We start from the raw sequence: 21,224 nt of genomic DNA, 5'->3' as shown, positions 1-21,224 counted from the left end.
GGAGGAACCCATCAAGGAAGGCCGGAGCACATGACACGGGCTTCAGCGGGCCGACTTCCCGTGTGACACGCACGGACTGCGTGACACAGGCACCCTTGAAATGTGTCCGGGAAAGCAGAACTGGATACGAGAATACCACTACGATTGGGTTCTACCGCTCTTGAACAATTTGCTCGAATCGCACAAATTCGCTCGGCAGCTCTGCTTCCTGCTCTTCAGCGCTCACCCCACCCTTCATTGACTCCGCGAGTTCCCACTTTGGAACCGCAGTGAATCGAGTCCGGGTGTGGGTGCCTTCTCGATCGCACACCATGACCGTTCCCCTGTATCGCCTCGCGGACGCCACCCTCGTTGAACCGCTCGTCCAGGACTTCCAGGCCTGGTGGATGACGGTGGCCCCCATGCCCGCGAGCCTGCATCTGCAGGCCTACCTGCTTCCCCTGCTGAAGGCCTACCTGCAGACGCCGGACTTCCACGCGAAGGCGGCGAAGGACCCCGCGCTCAGCGGCAGCTCCTTCGTGGGCATCGCGCCGGAGCGCGCGGACGAGGTGCGGGCGCTCATGCAGCGGATGACCGCCGCGCAGGAGGATCGCATCAAGCTGGCGGAGGCGTTCGACGAGTTCCAGACGCAGCTGCTGGCGGAGGCCAAGGGCCAGTCCCTGGAGCCGCTGTACGCGCGGCTGCCGGAGCCGCTCAAGGGCGTGGTGGAGCTGGTGTACGACTACGTGAACCGCCCGTCGATGCGCGTGCACGAGGGCCTGCTGTATCGCGGGCGCCACCACAAGACGGACCTGCAGTCCATGCGGCTTCGCCGGCTGAAGACGGACGCGGAGCGCGACTCGCTGCTCACCACGCCGCGCCTGATGGGGCCGGGGCAGCTGGACTGGAAGGTTCCGTTCCACGACGAGCGCCTGGACAAGCTGTTCAGCCTGGACCTGGAGCCCAAGCCCCTGGAGTGGATCCGCGACGTGCTGGGCGACGCGGTGCAGTCCGACGCGGACCTGATGCCCCTGCTCACCGAGGCGCCGCAGACGCTTCCCGAGACCTGGAACGGGCCGGGCGTGCGCATCCGCTACGTGGGCCACGCGTGCGTGCTGGTGGAGTGGAAGGGCACGTCCATCCTCATCGACGCGGTGGTGCCGGTGCGGCCGGAGAAGACGGGCCCGCTGGAGCGCATGTCCTTCGCGGACCTGCCCCGCCGCATCGACTACGTGCTGATCACGCACAGCCACCCGGATCACCTGGACATCGAGACGCTGCTGCGCCTGCGCCACCGCATCGGCACGCTGATGGTGCCGCGCGCCAGCGGCGCCCTGGCCGGTGACTACTCGCCGCGGCTGTTGGCCAGGTCGCTCGGCTTCAAGAACGTGCTGGAGCCGTACTTCTACGAGTCCCTGCCCATCGCGGACGGAGAGATCATCGCCGCGCCGTTCATGGGCGAGCACGGCGACGTGGCCCACGCCAAGACGGCGTGGATCATCCGCACCGGCGACGAGCGCCTGTTCTTCGCCGCCGACTCCATGTGCGTGGACGAGACGACCTACCGCGACCTGCGCAGCACCGTGGGCGAGCTGCATACGGTCTTCATGAACACGGAGATCGAGGGCGCGCCGCACACGTGGATGATGGAGGGCTTCTTCCCCAAGAAGCGCGACCGCAAGCTGGAGAAGAACCGCCGCTGCCGCGGCAGCAACTCCACGGAGGGCCTGCGCCTGCTGGAGCTGGTGGGCGCGAAGCGGCTCTTCAACTACGCCATGGGGCTGGAGCCCTGGATGGAGCACATCATCGGGCCCGCGGCCACGCCGGAGACGCCCCGCATGAAGGAGTCCGACCTGCTGCTCACCACCGCCCGCGAGCGCGGCCTCCAGGCCGAGCGGCTCCAGGGCGCCCAGCAGGTCCACCTCAAGGCCTGAGACGCACCCGGGCGCGGGGCGGGCCGTCCGCCCTCCCCCCTGCCACGTCGGGCTCGACGGGACGAGCCCAACCGGTATGCTCGGGAACATGAGGAATCCCCGGAAAGAAACCCTCACCTTCATCGCGGTGACGCTGGCGGTGAGCTGGACGATGGCGGTCCTGTTCATCGCCGGTGGTGAGAAGTCCCCGTGGCTGATTCGCTGGATGATGTGCGTGCCCGGCATCGTGGGCCTGGGGTGCTCGTGGTTCTTCCGGCGTGAGCCTCCGTCCGCGGTGGGCTTCGCTTTCCCCGGCTGGAAGTGGTGGTTCCTGGGGCTCGCGCTGCCGCTGGCGTACGGCGCCGTCATCGCGCCGCTGGCCTACGCGGTGCGGTTCGTGACCGGGGACGCGGCCTTTGTCCGGTACCAGCCGGAGCTGCTCAAGGGGCCGTTCGGCGTGACGGGCCTCGCCACCGTGCCGGTGATGATCCTCCTGTTCTGGACGCTGACGGTGACGTGGTTCCTGGCCGCGGCGGCCGTGCGCTGGCGCTGGGTGGAGAAGCTGGGCGCGAAGCTGCCCGAGCGCTGGCGCTGGCTGCGCTACGGCCTGGCGGCGCTGGTGTGGTGGCCCGTCGTGGGCTTCGGCGTCCCCAGCGAGCTGGGCGAAGAGGTGGGCTGGCGCGGGACGCTCTTGCGCTGGTGGATGGACCGGCCGGCGGTGGCCGCGGCCCTCACCATGCCGGTGTGGGCCGCCTTCCACCTGCCCCTCGTCTTCTCCTCCACACAGCGCGGGCACACGGCGCAGAACGTGACGTTCCTCCTGTCCATCGCCGCGGCCGCGGTGGTGTTCGCGCAGCTCTACATGGCGTCGCGCTCCATCTGGCCGCCCGCCCTCTTCCACATCAGCTGGAACCTGATCAACCCGCTCCTCTTCGGCAGCGTCTACAACGGCCGGCCGGGGCTCTTCGGCGGTCAGGTCTGGGTCTTCAACGGCGAGGGCGTCTTCGGCCTGCTGCTTCACGGAGTGGTCGCCGCGTGGCTCTTCCGTCACTGGCGGCGCAGCGCCCGGAGCGCGGAGCGCGATGTGATGCAGGGCTCCGCCGCCACGCCCGCCTGAGCCCTTGCGGCCCGGCGAGCGCCGGCTTTTCCGAATGTGACATCCCGGGCGGGGTCCAGTTACTCTCCCGCGCGAGATGACCCCTGCCGTCCGGGCCGACATGGAAGCACGTGCCGACCGCGCCTTGCGCCGGGGCGAACTCGCGGAAGCGTTCGAGCTCTTCGAACACCTGCTCGCCGCCTTCCCCCGCGAGGAGGCGCTGGCCCTCAAGGTGGCCCACCTGCGCGACAGCCTCCAGCCGCAGGAGCTTCAGCACCTGAAGAACCGCGTGCGCGAGCCCCAGCGCCTTCCGCTGGCCCCGCCCTCGCCCATGCAGGAGGGCGAGCGCCTCTTCATGCTGGGCGACTACGTGGGCGCCGCCGCCGCGTACCGCCGCGCACTGCAGGAGCGCCCCGGCAACGAGCTGGTGCTGGAGCGGCTGGAGGAGCTGTACCGGATGGCCCGGGAGATGCCCGTACAGTCCCCCACCGACCGGGCCCTCCCCGCGCAGAAGGAGGACCGGCTCCAGGCGCTCCTGGACCGCCTGGCCTCCCGGCGCCGCCTCAAGCGCGACTGAGGGGCCGTCCCGGCGTTCCAGCGTGCGCGGATCCGACCTCCCCCGCTGATTCGTGCGTTGCACCCCCCTGGGGTGGCACCTACAATCCGCACCGACGTTGCTGTCATAGTGCCGCCCGTTCCCACTGACACCCGCGTCCGACTTTCTTTCCGCGCGCTCCCATGGCCCGACCTCTACGACTTGGTGTCCTCACCGGCGGTGGTGATTGCCCGGGGCTCAACGCGCTCATCCGGGGCCTCGTCCGCCGAGGGGTGCACGAGTTCGGCCACTCGTTCGTGGGCATCGAGAACGGCTACATGGGCCTGGTGGAGCCAGAGCTCGTCCGCCCGCTCGGCGTGGAGGACACGCGCGGCATCCTGCCCAAGGGCGGCACCATCCTCGGCACGTCCAACAAGGCGAACCCGTTCTCCTACCCGGTGCGTGAGAGCTCCGGCTGGGTGGAGATGGATCTGTCGGACCAGGCCCTGCGCCGCTGCGAGGAGTTGCGGCTGGACGGCCTGGTCGCCATTGGGGGGGACGGCACGCTCTCCATCGCGCACCAGCTGGCGGACAAGGGGCTGAAGGTCGTCGGGTGTCCGAAGACCATCGACAACGACTTGTCCGGCACGGACCAGACGTTCGGGTTCGACACCGCGCGGCTCATCGTCACGGAGGCGCTGGACCGGCTGCACTCCACCGCGGAGGCGCATGACCGCGTGATGGTGGTGGAGATCATGGGCCGCCACGCGGGGTTCCTCACGCTGGAGAGCGGCATCGCGGGCGGCGCGGACCTCATCCTCATCCCGGAGATTCCCTACCGGGTGGAGTCCGTGCTGGAGACGCTGAAGCGCCGGGCCACGCGGCGGCGCAGCTTCTCCATCATCGCCATCTCCGAGGGCGCCTATCCCGAGGGCGGCGCGCTGTCCGTGCTGGCGGAGGCCGCGGACATCCCGGGCCGGGGCGTGGTGCGGCTGGGCGGCTCCGGCAAGGTGTGCGCGGACCTGCTGGCGCGGCACATCGACGCGGAGATCCGTGTCACGGTGCTGGGCCACCTGCAGCGCGGCGGCAGCCCCAGCGCGGCGGACCGGGTGCTGGCCACGCGCTACGGGTGCAAGGTGCTGGACCTGGTGCGGGACGGACAGTGGGGACACATGGTGGCGCTGCGGAACAACGACGTCGTCGCGGTGCCGCTGAGCGAGTCGCGCAAGGAGCGACGCGTGGACGTCCAGGGAGACCTGGTGCGGTTCGCGCGGAGCATGGGCATCGGGTTCGGGGACTGAGGGGAGCGCACGCGCCTACGCCATGACGCTCGTCGGCCGCCATATCGGTCGTTATCGCATCCTGGAGGAGCTGGGCTCCGGGGGCATGAGCGTCGTGTACAAGGGCCTGGACACGGCCCTGGACCGCGAGGTCGCGGTGAAGGTGCTGCACCCGCACCTGGCCGGCAAGGACGAGTCGCGGCGGCGCCTGGCTCGCGAGGCCCGCGCGGTGGCGAAGCTGCACCACCCCAACATCCTGGAGGTGTTCGACTTCTCCTCGGCGGAGGCGCACGACGCCTTCATCGTCACGGAGTACATCCGCGGGCGGACGCTCAAGACGTACCTGGATGAAGGCCCGCTGGAGCCGCCGGAGCTGGCGGCGATGATCATCCACGAGCTGGCGGCGGCGCTGGCGCACGCGCACGAGGCGGGCGTCATCCACCGCGACCTGAAGCCGGAGAACGTCATGGTGCGTGAGGACGGCGTCCTCAAGCTCATGGACTTCGGCATCGCGCGGCTGCTGGACATCGAGGACCGGATGACGGTGACGGGCGCGCTGGTGGGCTCGCCCGCGCACATGTCGCCGGAGATCATCGAAGGCCTGGAGGCCGGGCCCGAGGCGGACGTCTTCAGCCTGGGGATCATGTTCTACGCGCTGATGACGGGCCGGCTGCCGTTCACCGCGTCGAACACCACGGCGACGCTGAAGCGCATCCTGGACGGGGCCTATGAGGACCCGCGCCGCCGCGTGCCCGCGCTGTCGGACGAGCTGGCGGACATCTGCGCGACGTGCCTCCAGCGGGACCCGTCGCGGCGCTATCCCAACGCGGGGAAGCTGCGCGACGCGCTGGCGGATGCGCTCGCGGGGCTGGGCTTCCCCCGCGTGGGCGAGGAGCTGATCTCCTTCTTCGCGGATCCGCCGTCGTACCAGCGGCTCGCGCGCCAGCGCATCGTCGCGGCGCTCCTGGACCGCGGGGAGCGGCAGCTGGAGGAGAAGCGGACGCCGCGCGCGCTGGCGTGCCTCAACCAGGTGCTCGCGCTGGACGCGACGAACGAGCGGGCGCTGGGCTTGCTCAAGGGCCTCCAGCGTCAGCAGCGGCGGCGCACCTGGCGCAGGCGCGGCATCCGCGTGGGCATCGGTGCGGGCGTGGCGCTCGCGCTGGGGCTGGGCGGCTGGCAGCTGCACCGGATGAACGCGAGCTCGCCCGAGACACCGAAGGCCGAAGGTTCGAAGGCACCGGGTTCTCAGCTCGCGGCCGGCGCCGCTCCGTCCAAGGGCGCGCAGGCCGGCGACACCGGCTCGCAGGCCGTGGGCAACGCCCGTGGCGCACAGGACACCGCAGGCACGACGGGTTCGCCTGGCGGCACGGGCCCCACTCGCGGCACGCAAGTCACGGGCCCCGTCAACGGCGCGCCGGGCACTCCGAGCGGCGCACAGGCCACGGGTGGCACCACGGGCCCTCCGAACGGCGCGCGCCCCTCCGGCGCGCAGGGCATGGGCGGCACCGGCCGCGACGCCCCCGCGTCCCAGGGCGACACCTCTCCGCGCCTCCCCCCCTCCCCGGATCGCGCCCCCTCGCGTCCCACGCTCGTCGCCAGCGTGGAGCCGCAGGACGACCCCAGGCACCCGCGCGGTGGCCGGATCCCCGTGTCCATCCTCGTGCGCCCCTACGGCTCCATCCGCGTGGACGGCGGCCCGTCCGGCACCCAGCAGCTGGCGCAGCACGACCTGCACCTCACCCCGGGTGAGCACACCGTCATCGTGTCCTGCGGCTACTGCGAGGACGCCACGGAGACCATCGACGTGAAACCGGACGGAGATCACGTCTTCCGCCTGCGCGCCCTGCTCAAGCCGTCACAGCTCTCCATGGACTACCAGCCCCCGGACGCGACCGTGCGCGTGGGAGACGTGGAGCGCACCGCGAGCGACAGCCTCCAGCACCCGTTCGACATCCGCTCCCCCCGGGGCCCCGCCAGCTTCCAGCACCGCGTGCAGGTGGAGATCTCCTCCCCCGGCTACAAGGCGGAGAAGCGCGTCGTCCTGCTGGAGCCCGGCAAGCCCACCACCCTGCGCGGGAGCCTGGCGCCCGAATGATCCGCGGCCTGCTGCTTCTCCTCGTCCTCCTCGTGGCCCTGTTCGGCCCACTGTCCGCGCGCGCGCAGATGCCCACGGCCGCGGATCCGGAGGTCGCCGCCCTGCGCTCGTCGTTCGAATATGGCAAGTACGCCGAGGTGCTGGAGCGCGCCGGCCAGCGCATCGACCGGGGCGACCTGCCGGAAGACGACCTGGTGGAGCTGCACAAGCTCGCGGGCCTGTCCGCCTTCAACCTCAACAAGACCGAGGAGGCGGAGCGCCACCTGCGCGCCGTGCTCCGGCTGGACCCCGACTTCAGCCTGGACCCCTTCGTCGTCCCGCCCCCGGCCGTCGCCTACTTCGAGGACTTGAAGAACCAGATGTCCGGCGAGCGCGAGTTCCTCCGCCAGGAGCAGCGCCTGCGCCTGGAGCGCGAGAAGGCCGAACAGGAGCGCCGGGAACAGGAGCGCGTCGCCCTGGAGACGCAGCGCCGCCGCGCGGAGGAGCTGGCCCGCCAGGTCACCGTGCGCACCGTGGAGAAGCGCAACTTCCTGGTCAACTTCGTCCCCTTCGGCGCCGGCCAGTTCCAACAGGGCCGCAACGGCATGGGCATCGCCTTCGCCGCCACCGAGGGCGTGCTGGCCCTCACCAGCATCATCGCGTTCTTCGCGTACGACTCGCTCTTCGAGGAGCGGCTCGTCAACCTGGACAACGTGCTGGACGAGGACGGACGCGCCTCCATTCCGGTGCGCTACATCCCCACGGACCGCGCCCGGCAGGCGGACACGTGGCAGCTGCTCAAGCTCGCGTCCGCCACCGGCTTCTACACCGTCTACACCCTGGGCGTGGTGGACGCCGTCTACCACCATGAGGACCAGGTGGTGACCAGCACCACCGTCGAGTCCCGCCCCGAACCGAAACCCAGTCCCTCCGTCTCCCAGGCCGCGCCGCCGCGCGTGCGGCTGTACTCCACCCGCGGTGGGCTGGGCGCCGGCTTCTCCCTCACGTTCTAGCCCCCGAAACGCAAAGTCCGCCCATGGCCAGCCTCACCGTCCGCACCCCCGATGGAAAGGTCCGCACGGTCTCCCTGCTCAAGCGCATCACCAGCCTGGGGCGGGGATCCGACAACGACGTGCTCCTGGAGGACGCCAGCGTCCCCGCCAGCGCCCTGCACGTCACCTTCGACGGCACCCGCTATGAAGTGGGCAGCCTGGGCGCCACCTTCCACGTCAACGGCAAGCGCCGCGACAGCCACGCGCTCTCCACCGGCGACGTGGTCAAGGTGGGCGGCACCGAGCTGACCTTCTCCCGCGAGGACGCCCTCCGCGAGCCCGCGCGCCGCGACCTGCCCGAGCGCGAGGTGCCCCTCTCCCCCGCCACCACCGCGTCCTCGGATTCCCACACCGCGGAGCTGCCCGGCGTGGTGGGCCGCGAGCTGGTGCTGCTCAAGCGGCTCACCGTGTTCAGCGAGCGGCTCTTCGGCAGCTACGACGTGGACCGCATCCTGGAGAGCCTGCTGGACGAGGCCATCGAGGTCACCCGCGCGGACAAGGGCTTCCTCATCCTGATGGAGAGCGGCGAGCCGCGCGTGAAGGCCGCGCGCAACGTGGCCCGGGAGAACATCGAGGACGCGGTGGAGAAGCTGTCCGACTCCATCATCGCCAAGGTGGTGAAGGACCAGAAGGCCATCATCGTCGCGGACGCGCTGGACGCGCCGGAGTTCAAGGCCAGCGAGTCCGTGGTGAACCTCAAGGTCCACTCCGTCATGTGCGTGCCCGTGATGCACAAGGGAGACCTGTTCGGCGTGCTCTACGTGGGCAATGACCGGCTGGTGAACCGCTTCGAGCCCAAGAGCCTGGACATGCTCACCGTGTTCGCGGCGCAGGCGTCCCTGCTGCTCCAGAACGCGCTGCTCGTGAACGACCTGAAGCTCGACAACACGGAGCTGCGCCGCAAGCTGGAGGATCAACGCTACGGCGACATCGTGGGCGCGTGCCAGGGCATGCGGGACGTGTACAAGCGCATCGACAAGATCGCCCCCACGGACATCTCCGTGCTGATCACGGGCGAGACGGGCACCGGCAAGGAGCTCATCGCCCGGGAGATCCACCGCCGCTCGCCTCGCGGCAAGGGCCCGTTCATCACGGTGAACTGCGGCGCCATCCCGGAGAACCTGTTGGAGAGCGAGCTGTTCGGCCACGCCAAGGGCGCCTTCACCGGCGCGGTGGCCACCCGGCCCGGCAAGTTCCAGGCGGCCATCGGCGGCACGCTCTTCCTGGACGAAATCGGCGAGATGCCGCTCCAGCTCCAGGTGAAGCTGCTGCGCGCGCTCCAGGACAAGGTCGTCTACAAGGTCGGTGAGAACCGCGGCGAGCCGGTGGACATCCGCGTGGTGGCCGCGACGAATAAGATCCTGGAGGAAGAGGTGAAGCGGAACACGTTCCGCGAGGACCTCTACTACCGGCTCAACGTCGTCACGGTGAAGCTGCCGCCCCTGCGCGAGCGCGGCGAGGACGTCATCGTCCTGGGCCGCTACTTCCTCCAGAAGTACGCGCGCGAGTTCAACTCCAAGGCGCGCGGCTTCACGCCCGCGGCCGCCGTGTCCATGAAGAAGTACGGCTGGCCGGGCAACATCCGCGAGCTGGAGAACCGCCTGAAGAAGGCGGTGGTGCTGGCGGACAAGCCGCTGCTCGGCGCGGACGACCTGGACCTCAAGCCGGAGAACCTGGAGCCCATCATGCCGCTGCTCCAGGCGAAGGAGGAGTTCCAGAAGCGCTACATCAACGAGGTGCTGGCGCGGAACAACGGCAACCGCACCAAGACGGCCAAGGACCTGGGCGTGGATCCGCGCACCATCTTCCGCCACCTGGAGAAGCTGGAGGCGGAGAAGACGGGCGGTCCGCTTCCTCCCGACGAGAACGAGGAACTGCTATAGCGTTCCCCGTCCACGCCATGCACCGTCACGCGATGCGACAGTCCCGGGGCATCCTCCAGCCGCTCATGGCGGCGCTGGTGCTGGCGGCGATCGCGACGGGCTCGGGCTGCCTCATCCCCCAGGACGAGGCGCTGCTGGAGGGCGTGCCCCGGTTCAGGAACCGGCCGCCGCGCATCGTGGAGGAGCAGGTGGAGCCCTCCGAGCGCATCCTGCGCACCTTCGGCGTGGGCAGCTGCACCCAGGACTTCGGCGTGGTGGTGGAGGACCTGGACGTGGACGACCAGATCATCGTGGAGTGGTACGTGGACTACAACCCGGCCGCGCCCAAGGGGCCGGACCTGCAGGTCGCGCTCGCCGCCACCGGCCAGCCCCGGCGCGACAGCCGCGGCACGCTGCACGTGGACCTGCGCACGGCCAACAGCCCGCTGGCCCCGCCGGGCATCCACCTGGTGGAGGCGCTCGTCACGGACCGGCACCTCATCAACCGCCAGCCGGCGCCGCCGGACGAGGTGCTCCTCCCGGATGGCGGCGTGGTGAAGGACCCCGGCTTCGTCACCTCGTATGCGTGGGTGGTGAACACGGTGGCGGGGGACTGCCAGTGAGGCGCGCGCTCCGGGCCCTGGCGCTGGCGCTCGGGCTGACCGGGGCCGGGTGCGCGTTCCTGAAGGATGAACCGCCTCCGGAGCAGCTCGTGTGCCGCTCCGACGCGGAGTGCGCCGCCGGTCAGGTGTGCTTCGTGGACGGCTGCGGCGACCCCGGCGGCGACATCGTGGTGGAGGTGCAGGCCCTGCCCAAGGCGGGCCTGTTCGCGCAGGACTTCCCGGTGGACCGGCTGCGGCCGGAGCAGAACCTGGAGCTGTTCAGCCCCGTGCGCCTGCGGGGCACCGTGACGCGAGGCACCACCATTGCGCCGGACGGCGGCACCGAGCCCCTCCCCTATCGCGCCCCCATCCACCTGCTGGCCACGGGCGAAAGCCGCCTCATCCCGGGCGTCGCGCGGCGCTACGAGGCGACGCTCGACCCGCTGGACGGCGCGTGGGCCCTGCCCGTGGGCAGCGGCGACTACACGGTGACGCTCACGCCGAAGGACACCGCGCTGCCGCCGCTGTCGCGCACCGCCTCCGTGGCCCCCGCCACGGGCGGCACGGTGGCGTTCGACCTGCCCACCGCCTCGCACGTGGTGAAGCTGAACGGGACGCTGGTGCTCCAGGGCACGATGCGGGTGGACGCGGACATGGAGGTGCAGGCGCTGGATGAGTCGCTGCGCCCGCTGTCCCAGCGCGTCCACGTGACCCGCGGCACCGGAGCCTTCCAGCTGGTGCTCGCCGACGAGGACGCGAAGCGCGCCACGGTGCTGTTGCGCGCGACACCCGTGAACGCCGAGGACCTGGTGCCCTGGAAGACCTTCGTGGTGGAGCCGTCCGCCACCCGGCCGCTCGTGCTGGAGCTGGGCGACCCCGGCGCGGCCGTGAAGGTGGAGGGCCGCGTGCTGGAGACGGACGGCCAGACGCCCATGGCGGGCGCGCGCGTATCGCTGCAGGGCCGCGTGGCCGGCGGCGGCACGTTCAAGGGCGCGCCGGTGATGACGGACGCGCAGGGGCGCTACCAGCTCCAGTCACTGCCCGGCGTCACGGAGGCCCCGCTCACGCTGGTCATCTCCCCGCCGCCGGGCTCGCCCTCGCGCCTGACGCTCCAGCCGGTGGCGGTGGCGGCGGTGGACACGGCGCTGCCGGACGTGACGTGCCCCGCGCGCATGACGGTGCTGGGCAACGTGAAGAACCCGGAGGGCACGGGCCCCGCGTCGGGCGTGCGCGTGGTGGCGGAGCCCGTGGGCGCCCTCACCGGCTGGCCCCAGCCGCCGCTGGGCTTCGAGTCGCCCTTCACCACCGACAGCGAGGGCAACTTCTCCCTGGCCCTGGACCCGGGCGAGTACCGGCTGGACTTCCTGCCCGGGGAGAACCTGCCGCGCGTCAGCCGCTTCGTCACCGTGCCGCCCGGCGGCTTCGGGTCGGACGTGATGACGCTGGCCGCGTTCACGCTGTCGCGGGGCCGTTCGCTGAGCGGCCGCATCACCCTCCCCCCGGACCCGGTGCTGGCGCCGGGCGGAATCGGGGCGAACGCGTCCGTGCGCTTCTTCCGCGTGGTGACGGTGGCGGGACGGCCGGCGTCGCTGCTGCTCGCGCAGACGGTGTCCGACAGCACGGGGCGCTACTCCACCGTGCTGCCCACGCGCTGAAGGAAGCGCGTCCTAGCGGCCGCTGTCCTTGCGGCGCGCGGTGTCGAAGGCGGCGTGCAGCGCGTCCACCGCGCCGCCCACCTCGCCCGCGTACTGCACCGCGTGGATGGTGTAGAGGTCCTGCACCCGCGTGAGGTGGCGGTAGACGGAGCGCAGCTCCACGCGCGCGGGGTCGCGCGACTCCAGGGCGCACTCGGATTCGGACTTGCGCACGCGCGTCAGCCAGTCCGTGCGGAAGCGCATCCATTCCTGGTCGACCTTGCGCGCGGGCAGCACGTGCACCAGCTTCTCGCGCTCGGACTCCAGGTCCTTCCAGTGCGCGTCCGCGGCGTCCAGGCACTCACGCACGGTGAGCGGCGGCATCACCTCCGGGGGCCGCCCGGGTGTCATCGCCGCGACGGAGCGCCCCACGTTCCAGATGAGCCACACCGACACCAGCGAGGCCAGCGTGATGTGGACCGCGTACGCGGCGCCACGATAGCGGCGGAAGCGAGGGTCTTTCGGCGAGTCGGAAACGGACACGGGGTCCAGGTCTTACGACCCTGGACCCCGGGTGGCAATCCTTCCCTTGAACTCCGTCCGGAAGCGCAAATCCCGCCTCCGGAGGGGCGGACCGCCTGGGGCCTACTGGCCCGCGACGGGGGCCGCCTGCACGGCCGGAGCGGCCTGGGGCGCGGCGGCCGGAGCGGCGGCGGGCACCGCGGCGGCCTCGGTGCCACCAGCGGCGGCGCGCTTGGCGGAGTTCAGACGGCCGCGGAACTGCGACAGGTACTGGGTGGCCGGGTACGTGGCCAGCGCGTCGCGCACCGTGTCCGCCGCCTTATCGAACGCGCCCGTCTCCTGGTACGACTGGGCGAGCAGCAGCATGGCGTAGTCACGCGTCTTGGACTTCTTGTCGCCTTCCACGAAGCGGGCCAGCAGCGGCACGGCCTTTTCGTGCTGACGCAGCTGGTTGTAGGCGGTGCCCAGGAAGAAGGACGCGTCCAGCGCGTCCGACTCCTGCGGGTTCATGGCCAGGAAGCGCGACAGGTTCTCCACCACGGCGGGCATCTCGTTCTTGCGGAAGGCGATCTTCCCGCGCTCCAGGGCAGCGTCGCCCGTCTCGCGGCGCAGGATGGCGGCGCGGTCGTTGAGCGCCTGGCGCTCCAGCGAGGACAGCTTCGACGTGTCCAGCTTCACCAGCGCGTCGATGCCCTTGAGGCGCTCGTCACCCGGCAGCGTGGTCATCATCTTGTAGACCTCGTTCGCGGCGCGCTGGGCCGTCAGGTGCGCGGTGCTGTCCGCGCGCTGCTTCTCCAGCTGCGAGGAGAGGTCCGCCACCTGCTTCTCCAGCCGCTCGCGCTCATTGGTGTTGCTGGAGCTGCGCGCGCTGTTCACCAGCACCGCGCCACCGACCGTCAGCACCGCGAAGAGCGCGTAGGCCACGGCCGAGGAGAGCCACTGCCGCTTCTGGAAGTCCTCGTGGCGCTTGCCCACCGCCTTCACCTCCGCGTGGAGGTTCTTCAGCAGGTTGTCCGTCTTGATGACGAGGTTGCGTGACTCGATGACCTCGCGGCGGAGCTCGGAGAGCTCCTTCTCGACGTCGGTCTTCGGCTGTTCAGAGGGGGGCATGGACATCTTCCTGGGACCGGAAATGACTTCGGCCGACTCACGCATGCTAGGGGACTCTCCGGGATGAGGGGCGGGTTCTTTTTCCGCTCCCCAACAGGGCTCTTGGTGCCCACCATTCCCCGGCGTGCCTGCCTCGCGCGCGGTCGCCTGCTTTCGCGTTGGAACTTTCCGCGAGCCTAGAACGAGGACAACGGCCGCGACGGATCCGGCGGGAACGCGTAGGTGACACCGAGCGCGAACCAGTTGCCGCCGCTGCTGAAGCTGAAGGGCCCGCCCCACTTCGCCGCGTCCGGAGACTCCACGGGGCCGCGCATGAACATGAAGCGGTACTCGGCGGTGATGCCCCAGTGCGCGGACAGGCGGAGCGTGGTGCCGAGCGAGCCCACCCAGGCCTGGGAGACCTTCTCCTGGATGGACGAGCCCTCGCGCGTCGAGGAGACGACCGCGGGCCCCGTGAGCACGCCCGCGAAGGGCACCAGCCCGTGGGGACCCACGTCGAGCACGCCCTGGAAGCGCAGGCCGATGAGCAGGCCGTACGCCACGGTGCTGACCTTGCGGGACACGGTGCTGCCGTCGCCCAGGGGCTCGGTCAGGCGCAGGTTCTGCGCGGTGCCGAACAGATCGATGCCCACCTCCACCAGGTCCGACATCGCGTACGCGAACGTGGCCGCGCCCACGGGCGCGCCCGACGACTCGACCGAGCGCTCCAGGCCACTGCCCGGGCCCTTGGCGCCATACCAGGCGTCATACAGCGTGGCGTTGGAGGTGAGCCGGTAGCCTGCCTGGAAGGTGATGCGGCCCACGCCGTCCAGGTTGGTGGGGGCCTGGTCTCCGCCGGTGTCGCCGTACTCCTGGGCAAGGGCGAGGGTGGGCGCGGCGACGAGGGCGAGGACGAGCGGCAGACGACGGAGCATCAAGGCGCGGAACCCGGGGCTTTCTGCTGGCCCGGGCATGGACGGCCCGGTGCTACAGGCGTGTCGCACACCGTAGCCGGGGACCCTCCCGCGTCAATTTTCCGGAGCGTTCGTCTCCGTGTCGATTTCGCGCACTACCATTCGTCGCCCTTTTGGAATCGGCATTCCGCCCCGAATTTCCAAACCCGACGCACCCGGAGATACACCCATGCGCTTCATGATGATCGTCAAGGCCTCGCAGGACAGTGAGGCCGGTCGCCTCCCCTCTTCGGAGGAGCTGGGGGAGATGGGCAGGTACAACGAGGAGCTGGTGAAGGCCGGCATCCTGCTCGCGGGCGAGGGGCTGCACCCCAGCGCCAAGGGGGCGCGCGTGACGTTCTCCGCCAAGGGCGCCACGGTGACGGATGGGCCCTTCACGGAGACGAAGGAGCTGGTCGCCGGCTTCTGGATCATCGAGGTGAAGTCGCGCGAGGAGGCCATCGCCTGGGCCCGCCGCCTCCCCTTCAAGGACGGCCAGGTGGAGGTGCGCCAGGTGTTCTCCGTGGAGGACTTCGCGCCCAGCGACCCCACGGGCGAGCACCGCGCGAAGGAGGAGGCGCTGCGCGCGCAGTCGGAAGCGCAGGCCAAGGCCAAGGCCTGAGCCGTCAGCGGGCGCGCCGCTCCAGCTCCAGGAGCGGCATCTCCAGCACCACCACCGTGCCGTGCGTGCACGCGGGGGTGAAGTCCGCGCGGTCCAGCTCGCCCAGCAGCGCGCGCAGCTGCGCGTCGGTGAGCGGCGCCGAGGACGCGCGGCGGGCCGCGTGACAGGCCATCACGCGCACGGCCTCCGCGAGGCTCGTCACGTCCAGCGGCGCGCTGCGGGGAGGCAGCGCGCGTGACAGGGCCTCCAGGAGCGCGCGGGGGTCCACGCCCTCCAGGCCCGGCGGCACCGACTTGAGGGCCAGCGCGGTGCCGCCAAAGGGCTCCACGTCCACGCCCAGCTTGAGCAGGGCCTCGCGGCCGTCCACCAGCGCCTTCACCGCCGCCAGCGACAGGTCCACCGTCGTTCCGAAGAGCGACGGCGGCGGCGCCTTCGTGTCCTCGTCCAGGCGGCGCATGTAGGCGGTGAGGCGCGCGCGCTCCAGCGCGGCGTGCGGATCCAACACCACCAGCGTGCCACCGGGGCCTTCACATACGTGGAAGCGGCTGCCCAAGAGGCCCATGGGGCGCAGCGCCGCGAAATAGCCCGGAGGCGGCGCCTCGTTGAGCTGGGGCTGGGCCTCGCCGAACGCGGGCGTGCGTCCCGGCACCTGCGGCCCCTGGAACGGACCGGGAAACGCGCTGCCCTGGGCTCCGCCGCCCGGCGTGAAGTAGGACGGCGTCAGCGGGCGCGCGGGCATGGAGGCTCCCGAGCCGGCGCCAGGGCCGCCTGGGGCGTCCATCGCGGTGGGCAGCGGCGCGCCCCAGGTGGCCTCCTGCGCGCGGGTGAGGAAGCGCTCCACGGCGTGCGCGTAGTGGGCTGCGTCGCGGGGCTGGGGGTTCGCGGCCTGCTCCTCGGCCGAGCCCAGCCACGGGGCCGCGCGCAGCACGCGGGACAGCGCCGCGCTGACCGCGTCCTGCACGCCGCGGGCGTCCGCGAAGCGCACCTCCATCTTCTGGGGGTGCACGTTGACGTCCACCGCGCGGGGCTCCACGTCGATGTGCAGCACCACCACCGGCTGACGGCCCGCGGGCAGGTAGTCCTGGAACGCGCGCTGCACGGTGCTGATCAAGCCCCGGTCGCGGATGTAGCGGCGGTTGACGAAGGTGTAGAGGCCGCGCGCGTTGGGCAGCGTGTACTCCGGCGACGCGAGGTAGCCCGTCACGACGACGCCCAGCCGGCGCTCCTCCACCGGGAACAGGTGCGGAAAGGACGCGGGGCCCAGGGCCGCGGCGATGCGCTCGCGCGGATCATGCTCGCTGGCGGGGCTGCTGAAGAGCTCGTTGCCCTCGTGCGAGGCGAAGAAGCCGACCTCCGGGTGCGCGAGCGCCAGGCGCACCACGGCCTCCTCGCAGTGCTTGAGCTCGGTGGCGCCCTGGCGCATGAACTTGCGGCGCGCGGGCACGTTGAAGAAGAGGTCCTCCACGGTGATGACCGTGCCCACGCGGGGCGGCGCGTCCTCCACCGTCGGCGGTCCGCCGCCCTCCACCGTGACCCGGGTGCCCTCGTGCGCGTCCGGCTCCGCGGTGTGCAACGTGAAGCGGGACACCGAGGCGATGGCGGGGATGGCCTCCCCCCGGAACCCCATGGAGTCGATGTGGAAGAGGTCGTCCAGCTCGCGCAGCTTGCTGGTGGCGTGGCGCTCCAGGCTGAGCGTGGCGTCCTCGCGGCTCATGCCGTGGCCGTCGTCGGAGATGGTGATGCGGCCCACCCCGCCGCCCTCCAGCTCCACGCGCACGGTGCGCGCGCCCGCGTCGAGCGAGTTCTCGCACAGCTCCTTCACCACGGAGGCGGGGCGCTCCACCACCTCGCCGGCGGCGATCTTGTTGATGAGCACGTCGCTCAGGCGCGCGATTCGGGACATGGCGATCAGCCACCCTCCGCCACCTGGATGACGTTGTCCAGAACATCAAGGGCGCGCTCGGCTGACATTCCTGGACGGCTGGGCTAACACCCGCCCCTGCGAATGGAAGTGATCCAAGCAGGCAAGGGCCCGATGCGCATCGCGGTGACAGGCGCCAATGGCGACTACGGCAAGCTGCTGCTGCCGAGGCTGGAAGCCGATCCCGGCGTGGAGAGCATCCTCGTGCTGGACACGAAGGAGCCCCAGGGGATGAGCAAGGGGGAGTTCCACCGCGTGGACCTCACCCGCTACGACGCGGAAGGGGAACTGACGGACGCGCTCACCGAGCGCCCCGTGGACGCCCTCTTCCACCTGGCGTTCCTCTTCGGGCCCATCCTCAACGGCCCGCTGGCGCACGAGCTGGAAGTGATTGGCACCATGAACGTGCTGACGGCGGTGGGCCGCGCCCGTCTGCCGAGGCTGGTGGTGCCGTCGCTGACCGTGACGTACGGCGCGCGGGGCAACAACCCGGCGCTCCTGCGTGAGGGCTCGCCGCTGTTCGGCTGTCCCAACAGCCGGTTCGTCAACGACAAGGTGGAGGTGGAGGGCCAGGTGCGCGCGTTCCGCGAGCGGCACCCGGACACGCGCACGCTGGTGCTGCGGTTCGCGCCCCTGCTCGGCCCCAGCCTGGACAATCCGGCGACGCGGTTGCTGTCGCACGCGGTCGTGCCCACGCTCCTGGGATTCGACCCGCTCTGGCAGGCGGTGCATGAAGAGGACGCGGGCCGGGCGCTGCACCTGGCCCTGCGGGCGGAGGCCGCCGGGGACTTCAACATCGTCGGGCGCGGGGTGCTGCCACTGTCGGGGCTCATCCGCCAGGCGGGCGCACGACCCCTCCCCCTGCCGGGGCCGTTGTTTCGTGCTGCACTTCGCGCGCTCGGGGCGGTAGGGGCGAGCACGTTGCCGGTGGCCCTGCTCGACTACATGCATTACTCCTGGGTCGCGGACGGGGAGCGCGCCGAGTCCGCGCTGGGGTTCGTGCCCCTCCACCACGTCAGGGACGCCGCCTCGGCGCTCAGAAGGAGCCAGTCATGACCAAGGGTGTCCTCGGGAATGATCCCTTCCAGCGGGGTGCCGCGCCTCGCACGGGCGAGGTGAAGGACGACGCGGCCGAGAAAGCCGCGAAGAAGTCCGCGTCGCCGAAGTCCGGCAAGGGCGCGAAGTCCGCGAGCAAGGCGAAGGCCGCGAAGGGCGGCGCGTCGAAGTCCGGCGCGCAGGCGAAGGCCCCGAAGGGTGGCAAGGCCGCGGAGACGAAGCAGGCCGCGCCTGCGATGCCGAGGACGCCCGCCGCCAAGGTCCACAAGTTCGAGGCCCGCGCGAACGGGCGCGGGGGCGCGACGCACGAGCAGGACACCCGCGCCCAGGCGCCGCACGCTCCCAGTGAAGAGACCGCTCCGCTGCGAGAGCCCTCCACGCCGGGCCCCGCCGCCGGGCCCGGTCCGTCCCGGCCCCAGGTGCTCGCGGACGAGGCGCAAGGCGCGCTCCCTCAGGAGCGCAAGGTGGATCGCGCCCTGACGGAGGCGCTCGCCTCGGACGCAGCGGAGGCCGCCGCGAAGACGGCCGTGGATGAGCTGTTCGAGGGGCGCCAGACCCCGGACCGCGAAATCGAGCGCGTGCTCGCGACGGAGATGGTCGCGGAGCTGGCTGAGTCCGCCGTGAAGCAGGTGCTGGACGACGGCAACGCCGATGGCCCCGAGCGGGAGGTCGCCACCGCCGTCGCGACCCAGGTGGCCGAGGCCACCGCGGGCGTCGCCGTGGACGAGGTGCTGGACCGCCACTCCCCGAACCCCGAGGAGCGAACCCACTCCTCCGCGGAGGATCGCGACGCCGACGAGGACGAGGTCTGGACCGCGGACGCCTGGCGCCGGGATCCGAAGGACGTGCCGCCTCCCCCCGAGGAGCCCGGAGACGTCTGGACCGCCGATGCCTGGCGCCGTGACCCGGAGGGCCTGCCCACGCCAGGGGCGTCCGACGAGGACGACGACCTGCGCACCGGCGTCGAGCGCGTCGAAGAGGACGGCGTGCACATCTCCGTCTCCCTCATCGAGGGAGCCGCCGCCACGGATGTGGAGCCGGAGGTGGAGCTGCCCGACGAGTCCCACGACGAGCTGCCACCCAGCCGCCGGCCGCTTTCGCTCGTGAACGAACCCGGCGAGGCCCCCCGCGAGGAGGCACCGGAGCGGGAGGAGCCCACCGTCGAGGGTCCGGAGGAATCCGCGCCGGCCCCCGGCTTCGCGGGCCGCGCCGCGGGCGTGCTCTCCCTGGCGAAGGAGATCGCCGGTCAGGCGCTCGCGAGCGAGGGCCTGGGCCGCGCGGTGAGCGCCATGCACGGACTGGTGGAGGCCGTGCGCACCAGCCTGGGCACCGGCGGCGGCAGCCGGCTGGACGACTACGGCAAGGACGCGGAGCTGGTGGAGAACCTCCAGCCCGTCCTCGACTTCCTCTACGAGCAGTACTGGCGCGTCTCCGTGGAGGGCGTGGATCAGGTGCCGCGCGGCGCCGCCATCCTCGTGGCCAACCACTCCGGCGCCCTGCCCTACGACGGCCTCGTGATGGCCCAGGCGCTGCTGCGAGAGCGCCCGGATCTGCTGGAGGCCCGCTGGCTGGTGGAGGATCAGGTCTTCCACGCGCCCATGCTCGGCACGCTCTTCAACCGCCTGGGCGCCGTGCGCGCCTCGCCGGAGAACGCGCTGCGGCTGCTGGATGAGCGCCGCCCGCTCGTCGTCTTCCCGGAGGGCTACCAGGGCGCGAGCAAGCCGTTCGCGGAGCGCTACCGCCTCAAGCGCTTCGGCCGCGGCGGCTTCGTGAAGCTGGCCCTGCGCACCGGCGCTCCCATCGTCCCGGTGGCCATCGTGGGCGCGGAGGAGACGTCCCCGCTGCTGGGCCGCATCCCCGGGGGCTTCCTCGGGTTCCCGTCGCTGCCGCTCACCGCGCCCGGCCCGCTGCCCGCCAAGTGGACCATCCGCTTCGGCGAGCCGCTGACCATGGACGGCCTGCCGCAGGAGGCCGCGGACGACCTGGGCGAGGTGCAGCGGCTCACCGAGCGCACCCGCGAGTCCATCCAGAGCATGCTCCAGGCCCTGCTGCGCGAGCGCCGCTCCGTGTTCACGGGCTGAGCGGCCTTCGAGCGGAACCGCCGGGGACGTCAGCCGCAGACGCGGTTGCGCCCCTGGCTCTTCGCCTCGAAGAGGCGCTCGTCCGCGGCGCGCACCAGCTCCGCGGGCTCGCGGTGGTGCGGCTCCAGCGTGGCCACGCCCACGGACAGCGTGACGGGGATGACCTGCTTGTCGAACTCGAAGCGCTGCCGCTCCACCAGCTTGCGCACCTTCTCCGCGAGCTGACGCGCGCCAGCCAGGTTGATCTCCGGCAAGAGCAGCGCGAACTCCTCACCGCCATAGCGGGCGAAGACGTCCTCGCGGCGGATGCGCGTGCGCACGGTGGACGCCAGCTGCTTGAGCACCGAGTCCCCCGCCAGGTGCCCGTAGGTGTCGTTCACTTCCTTGAAGTGATCCAGGTCGAACATCACCAGCGACAGCACGCGCTCGTAGCGGCGGCTGCGGGAGATCTCCCGGTCCACCTGCTCGTCGAAGTAGCGGCGGTTGTAGATCTGCGTGAGGCCGTCCATCGTGGTCAGCCGGTAGATCTCGTCGTGGTACGCCGCCTCGATGTTGCCGCCCGCGATGAACTTGAAGATGGTGCGGCCAATCTTCACCAGGTCGCCGTTCTGCAGCGACCGCACCGTGGACGCGACGTCGTCGTTGACGAACGTGCCGTTGGTGGACCCCAGGTCCTCGATGCGCACGCCCTTGGTGGTGTTGGTGATGCGCGCGTGGTTGCGGCTCACCGCCTCCTGATCAATCTGGATGTCCGCCTTGGACGACCGGCCGATCAGCGTCTCCTCACGCGACAGGTCGTACTTGCGCCCCAGGTCCAGGCCGTAGATGACCACCAGCGCCGCGTCCAGGTTGACGGGGCGCTCGGAGATCTTCGAGATGACGGTGACGACCGTCTCCTTCTGGCCCATGACGGCTCCAAACGTATCACCGCGCAATTCGTGAAAGCGAATTCA

17 protein-coding genes are annotated in these 21,224 nt (G+C 71.1%); 12 read left to right on the top strand and 5 right to left on the bottom strand.

Annotated features, from left to right (window positions below; translation table 11 throughout):
• Positions 1–311: 311 nt before the first annotated feature.
• The 9 genes from KYK13_RS19740 (at position 312) to KYK13_RS19700 (ending at position 12,048) form a co-directional block, all read left to right on the top strand.
• Entirely contained in the window at positions 312–1,913 is a 1,602-nt protein-coding gene (locus tag KYK13_RS19740; protein ID WP_223646439.1) for an MBL fold metallo-hydrolase, read from the top strand.
• 88 nt (positions 1,914–2,001) lie between these two features.
• On the top strand, positions 2,002–3,009 hold the full coding sequence (locus KYK13_RS19735) for a CPBP family intramembrane glutamic endopeptidase (protein WP_223646437.1): 1,008 nt from the start codon (positions 2,002–2,004) through the stop codon (positions 3,007–3,009).
• 76 nt (positions 3,010–3,085) lie between these two features.
• Positions 3,086–3,565, top strand: coding sequence for a hypothetical protein (locus KYK13_RS19730; protein WP_223646435.1), 480 nt, complete (start codon positions 3,086–3,088; stop codon positions 3,563–3,565).
• Between the two features lie 161 nt (positions 3,566–3,726).
• Positions 3,727–4,824 (top strand): 6-phosphofructokinase, encoded by a 1,098-nt coding sequence (locus tag KYK13_RS19725; RefSeq protein WP_223646433.1) that lies wholly within the window; start codon positions 3,727–3,729, stop codon positions 4,822–4,824.
• A gap of 22 nt (positions 4,825–4,846) precedes the next feature.
• Entirely contained in the window at positions 4,847–6,898 is a 2,052-nt protein-coding gene (locus KYK13_RS19720) for a serine/threonine-protein kinase (protein ID WP_223646431.1), read from the top strand.
• Entirely contained in the window at positions 6,895–7,890 is a 996-nt protein-coding gene (locus KYK13_RS19715) for a hypothetical protein (RefSeq protein WP_223646430.1), read from the top strand. Before KYK13_RS19720 ends, KYK13_RS19715 begins: the two co-directional genes overlap by 4 nt.
• A 23-nt stretch (positions 7,891–7,913) precedes the next feature.
• Positions 7,914–9,812 carry a sigma 54-interacting transcriptional regulator gene (locus KYK13_RS19710; protein ID WP_223646429.1) on the top strand — a complete coding sequence of 633 codons (1,899 nt, stop codon included), beginning with the start codon at positions 7,914–7,916 and terminating at the stop codon, positions 9,810–9,812.
• 32 nt (positions 9,813–9,844) lie between these two features.
• Entirely contained in the window at positions 9,845–10,414 is a 570-nt protein-coding gene (locus KYK13_RS19705) for a hypothetical protein (RefSeq protein WP_223646427.1), read from the top strand.
• Positions 10,411–12,048: a carboxypeptidase regulatory-like domain-containing protein gene (locus KYK13_RS19700; RefSeq protein WP_223646426.1), complete on the top strand. Its 1,638-nt coding sequence runs from the start codon at positions 10,411–10,413 to the stop codon at positions 12,046–12,048. The genes KYK13_RS19705 and KYK13_RS19700 overlap by 4 nt, the downstream gene beginning before the upstream one ends.
• 12 nt (positions 12,049–12,060) lie before the next feature.
• Here KYK13_RS19700 and KYK13_RS19695 read toward each other — a convergent pair whose 3' ends face one another.
• The 3 genes from KYK13_RS19695 to KYK13_RS19685 all read right to left on the bottom strand — a co-directional run bounded on the left by KYK13_RS19695 (position 12,061) and on the right by KYK13_RS19685 (position 14,573).
• Positions 12,061–12,570 carry a hypothetical protein gene (locus KYK13_RS19695; protein ID WP_223646425.1) on the bottom strand — a complete coding sequence of 170 codons (510 nt, stop codon included), beginning with the start codon at positions 12,568–12,570 and terminating at the stop codon, positions 12,061–12,063.
• Between the two features lie 102 nt (positions 12,571–12,672).
• On the bottom strand, positions 12,673–13,659 hold the full coding sequence (locus KYK13_RS19690) for a tol-pal system YbgF family protein (RefSeq protein ID WP_223646424.1): 987 nt from the start codon (positions 13,657–13,659) through the stop codon (positions 12,673–12,675).
• 176 nt (positions 13,660–13,835) lie between these two features.
• A complete protein-coding gene (locus tag KYK13_RS19685) occupies positions 13,836–14,573 on the bottom strand; it encodes a hypothetical protein (protein ID WP_223646670.1) in 738 nt (245 codons plus the stop codon).
• A 208-nt stretch (positions 14,574–14,781) separates the two neighbouring features.
• On the opposite strand from KYK13_RS19685, the gene KYK13_RS19680 reads away from it, so the two are divergent.
• Positions 14,782–15,213: a YciI family protein gene (locus tag KYK13_RS19680; RefSeq protein WP_223646423.1), complete on the top strand. Its 432-nt coding sequence runs from the start codon at positions 14,782–14,784 to the stop codon at positions 15,211–15,213.
• A 4-nt stretch (positions 15,214–15,217) separates the two neighbouring features.
• On the opposite strand, the gene mutL is transcribed toward KYK13_RS19680, so the two are convergent.
• Positions 15,218–17,116 (bottom strand): DNA mismatch repair endonuclease MutL, encoded by a 1,899-nt coding sequence (mutL, locus tag KYK13_RS19675; RefSeq protein WP_223646422.1) that lies wholly within the window; start codon positions 17,114–17,116, stop codon positions 15,218–15,220.
• Positions 17,117–17,218: 102 nt separating this feature from the next.
• Between mutL and KYK13_RS19670 the strand changes: the two genes are divergently transcribed.
• Positions 17,219–18,190: an SDR family oxidoreductase gene (locus tag KYK13_RS19670; RefSeq protein WP_223646421.1), complete on the top strand. Its 972-nt coding sequence runs from the start codon at positions 17,219–17,221 to the stop codon at positions 18,188–18,190.
• Positions 18,187–20,271: a 1-acyl-sn-glycerol-3-phosphate acyltransferase gene (locus tag KYK13_RS19665; protein WP_223646420.1), complete on the top strand. Its 2,085-nt coding sequence runs from the start codon at positions 18,187–18,189 to the stop codon at positions 20,269–20,271. Before KYK13_RS19670 ends, KYK13_RS19665 begins: the two co-directional genes overlap by 4 nt.
• 29 nt (positions 20,272–20,300) lie before the next feature.
• Here the strand turns inward: KYK13_RS19665 and KYK13_RS19660 are convergent, their stop codons facing one another.
• The gene (locus KYK13_RS19660; protein ID WP_223646418.1) at positions 20,301–21,179 is read right to left on the bottom strand and encodes a GGDEF domain-containing protein; all 879 of its coding nucleotides are present in this window, start codon (positions 21,177–21,179) and stop codon (positions 20,301–20,303) included.
• Between the last annotated feature and the right edge of the window lie 45 nt (positions 21,180–21,224).

Source organism: Corallococcus sp. EGB (assembly GCF_019968905.1).
Classification (GTDB): Bacteria; Myxococcota; Myxococcia; order Myxococcales; family Myxococcaceae; genus Corallococcus.
The sequence above is the reverse complement of the archived record's forward strand: the minus strand, read 5'-3'. Positions and strand labels throughout refer to the sequence as shown.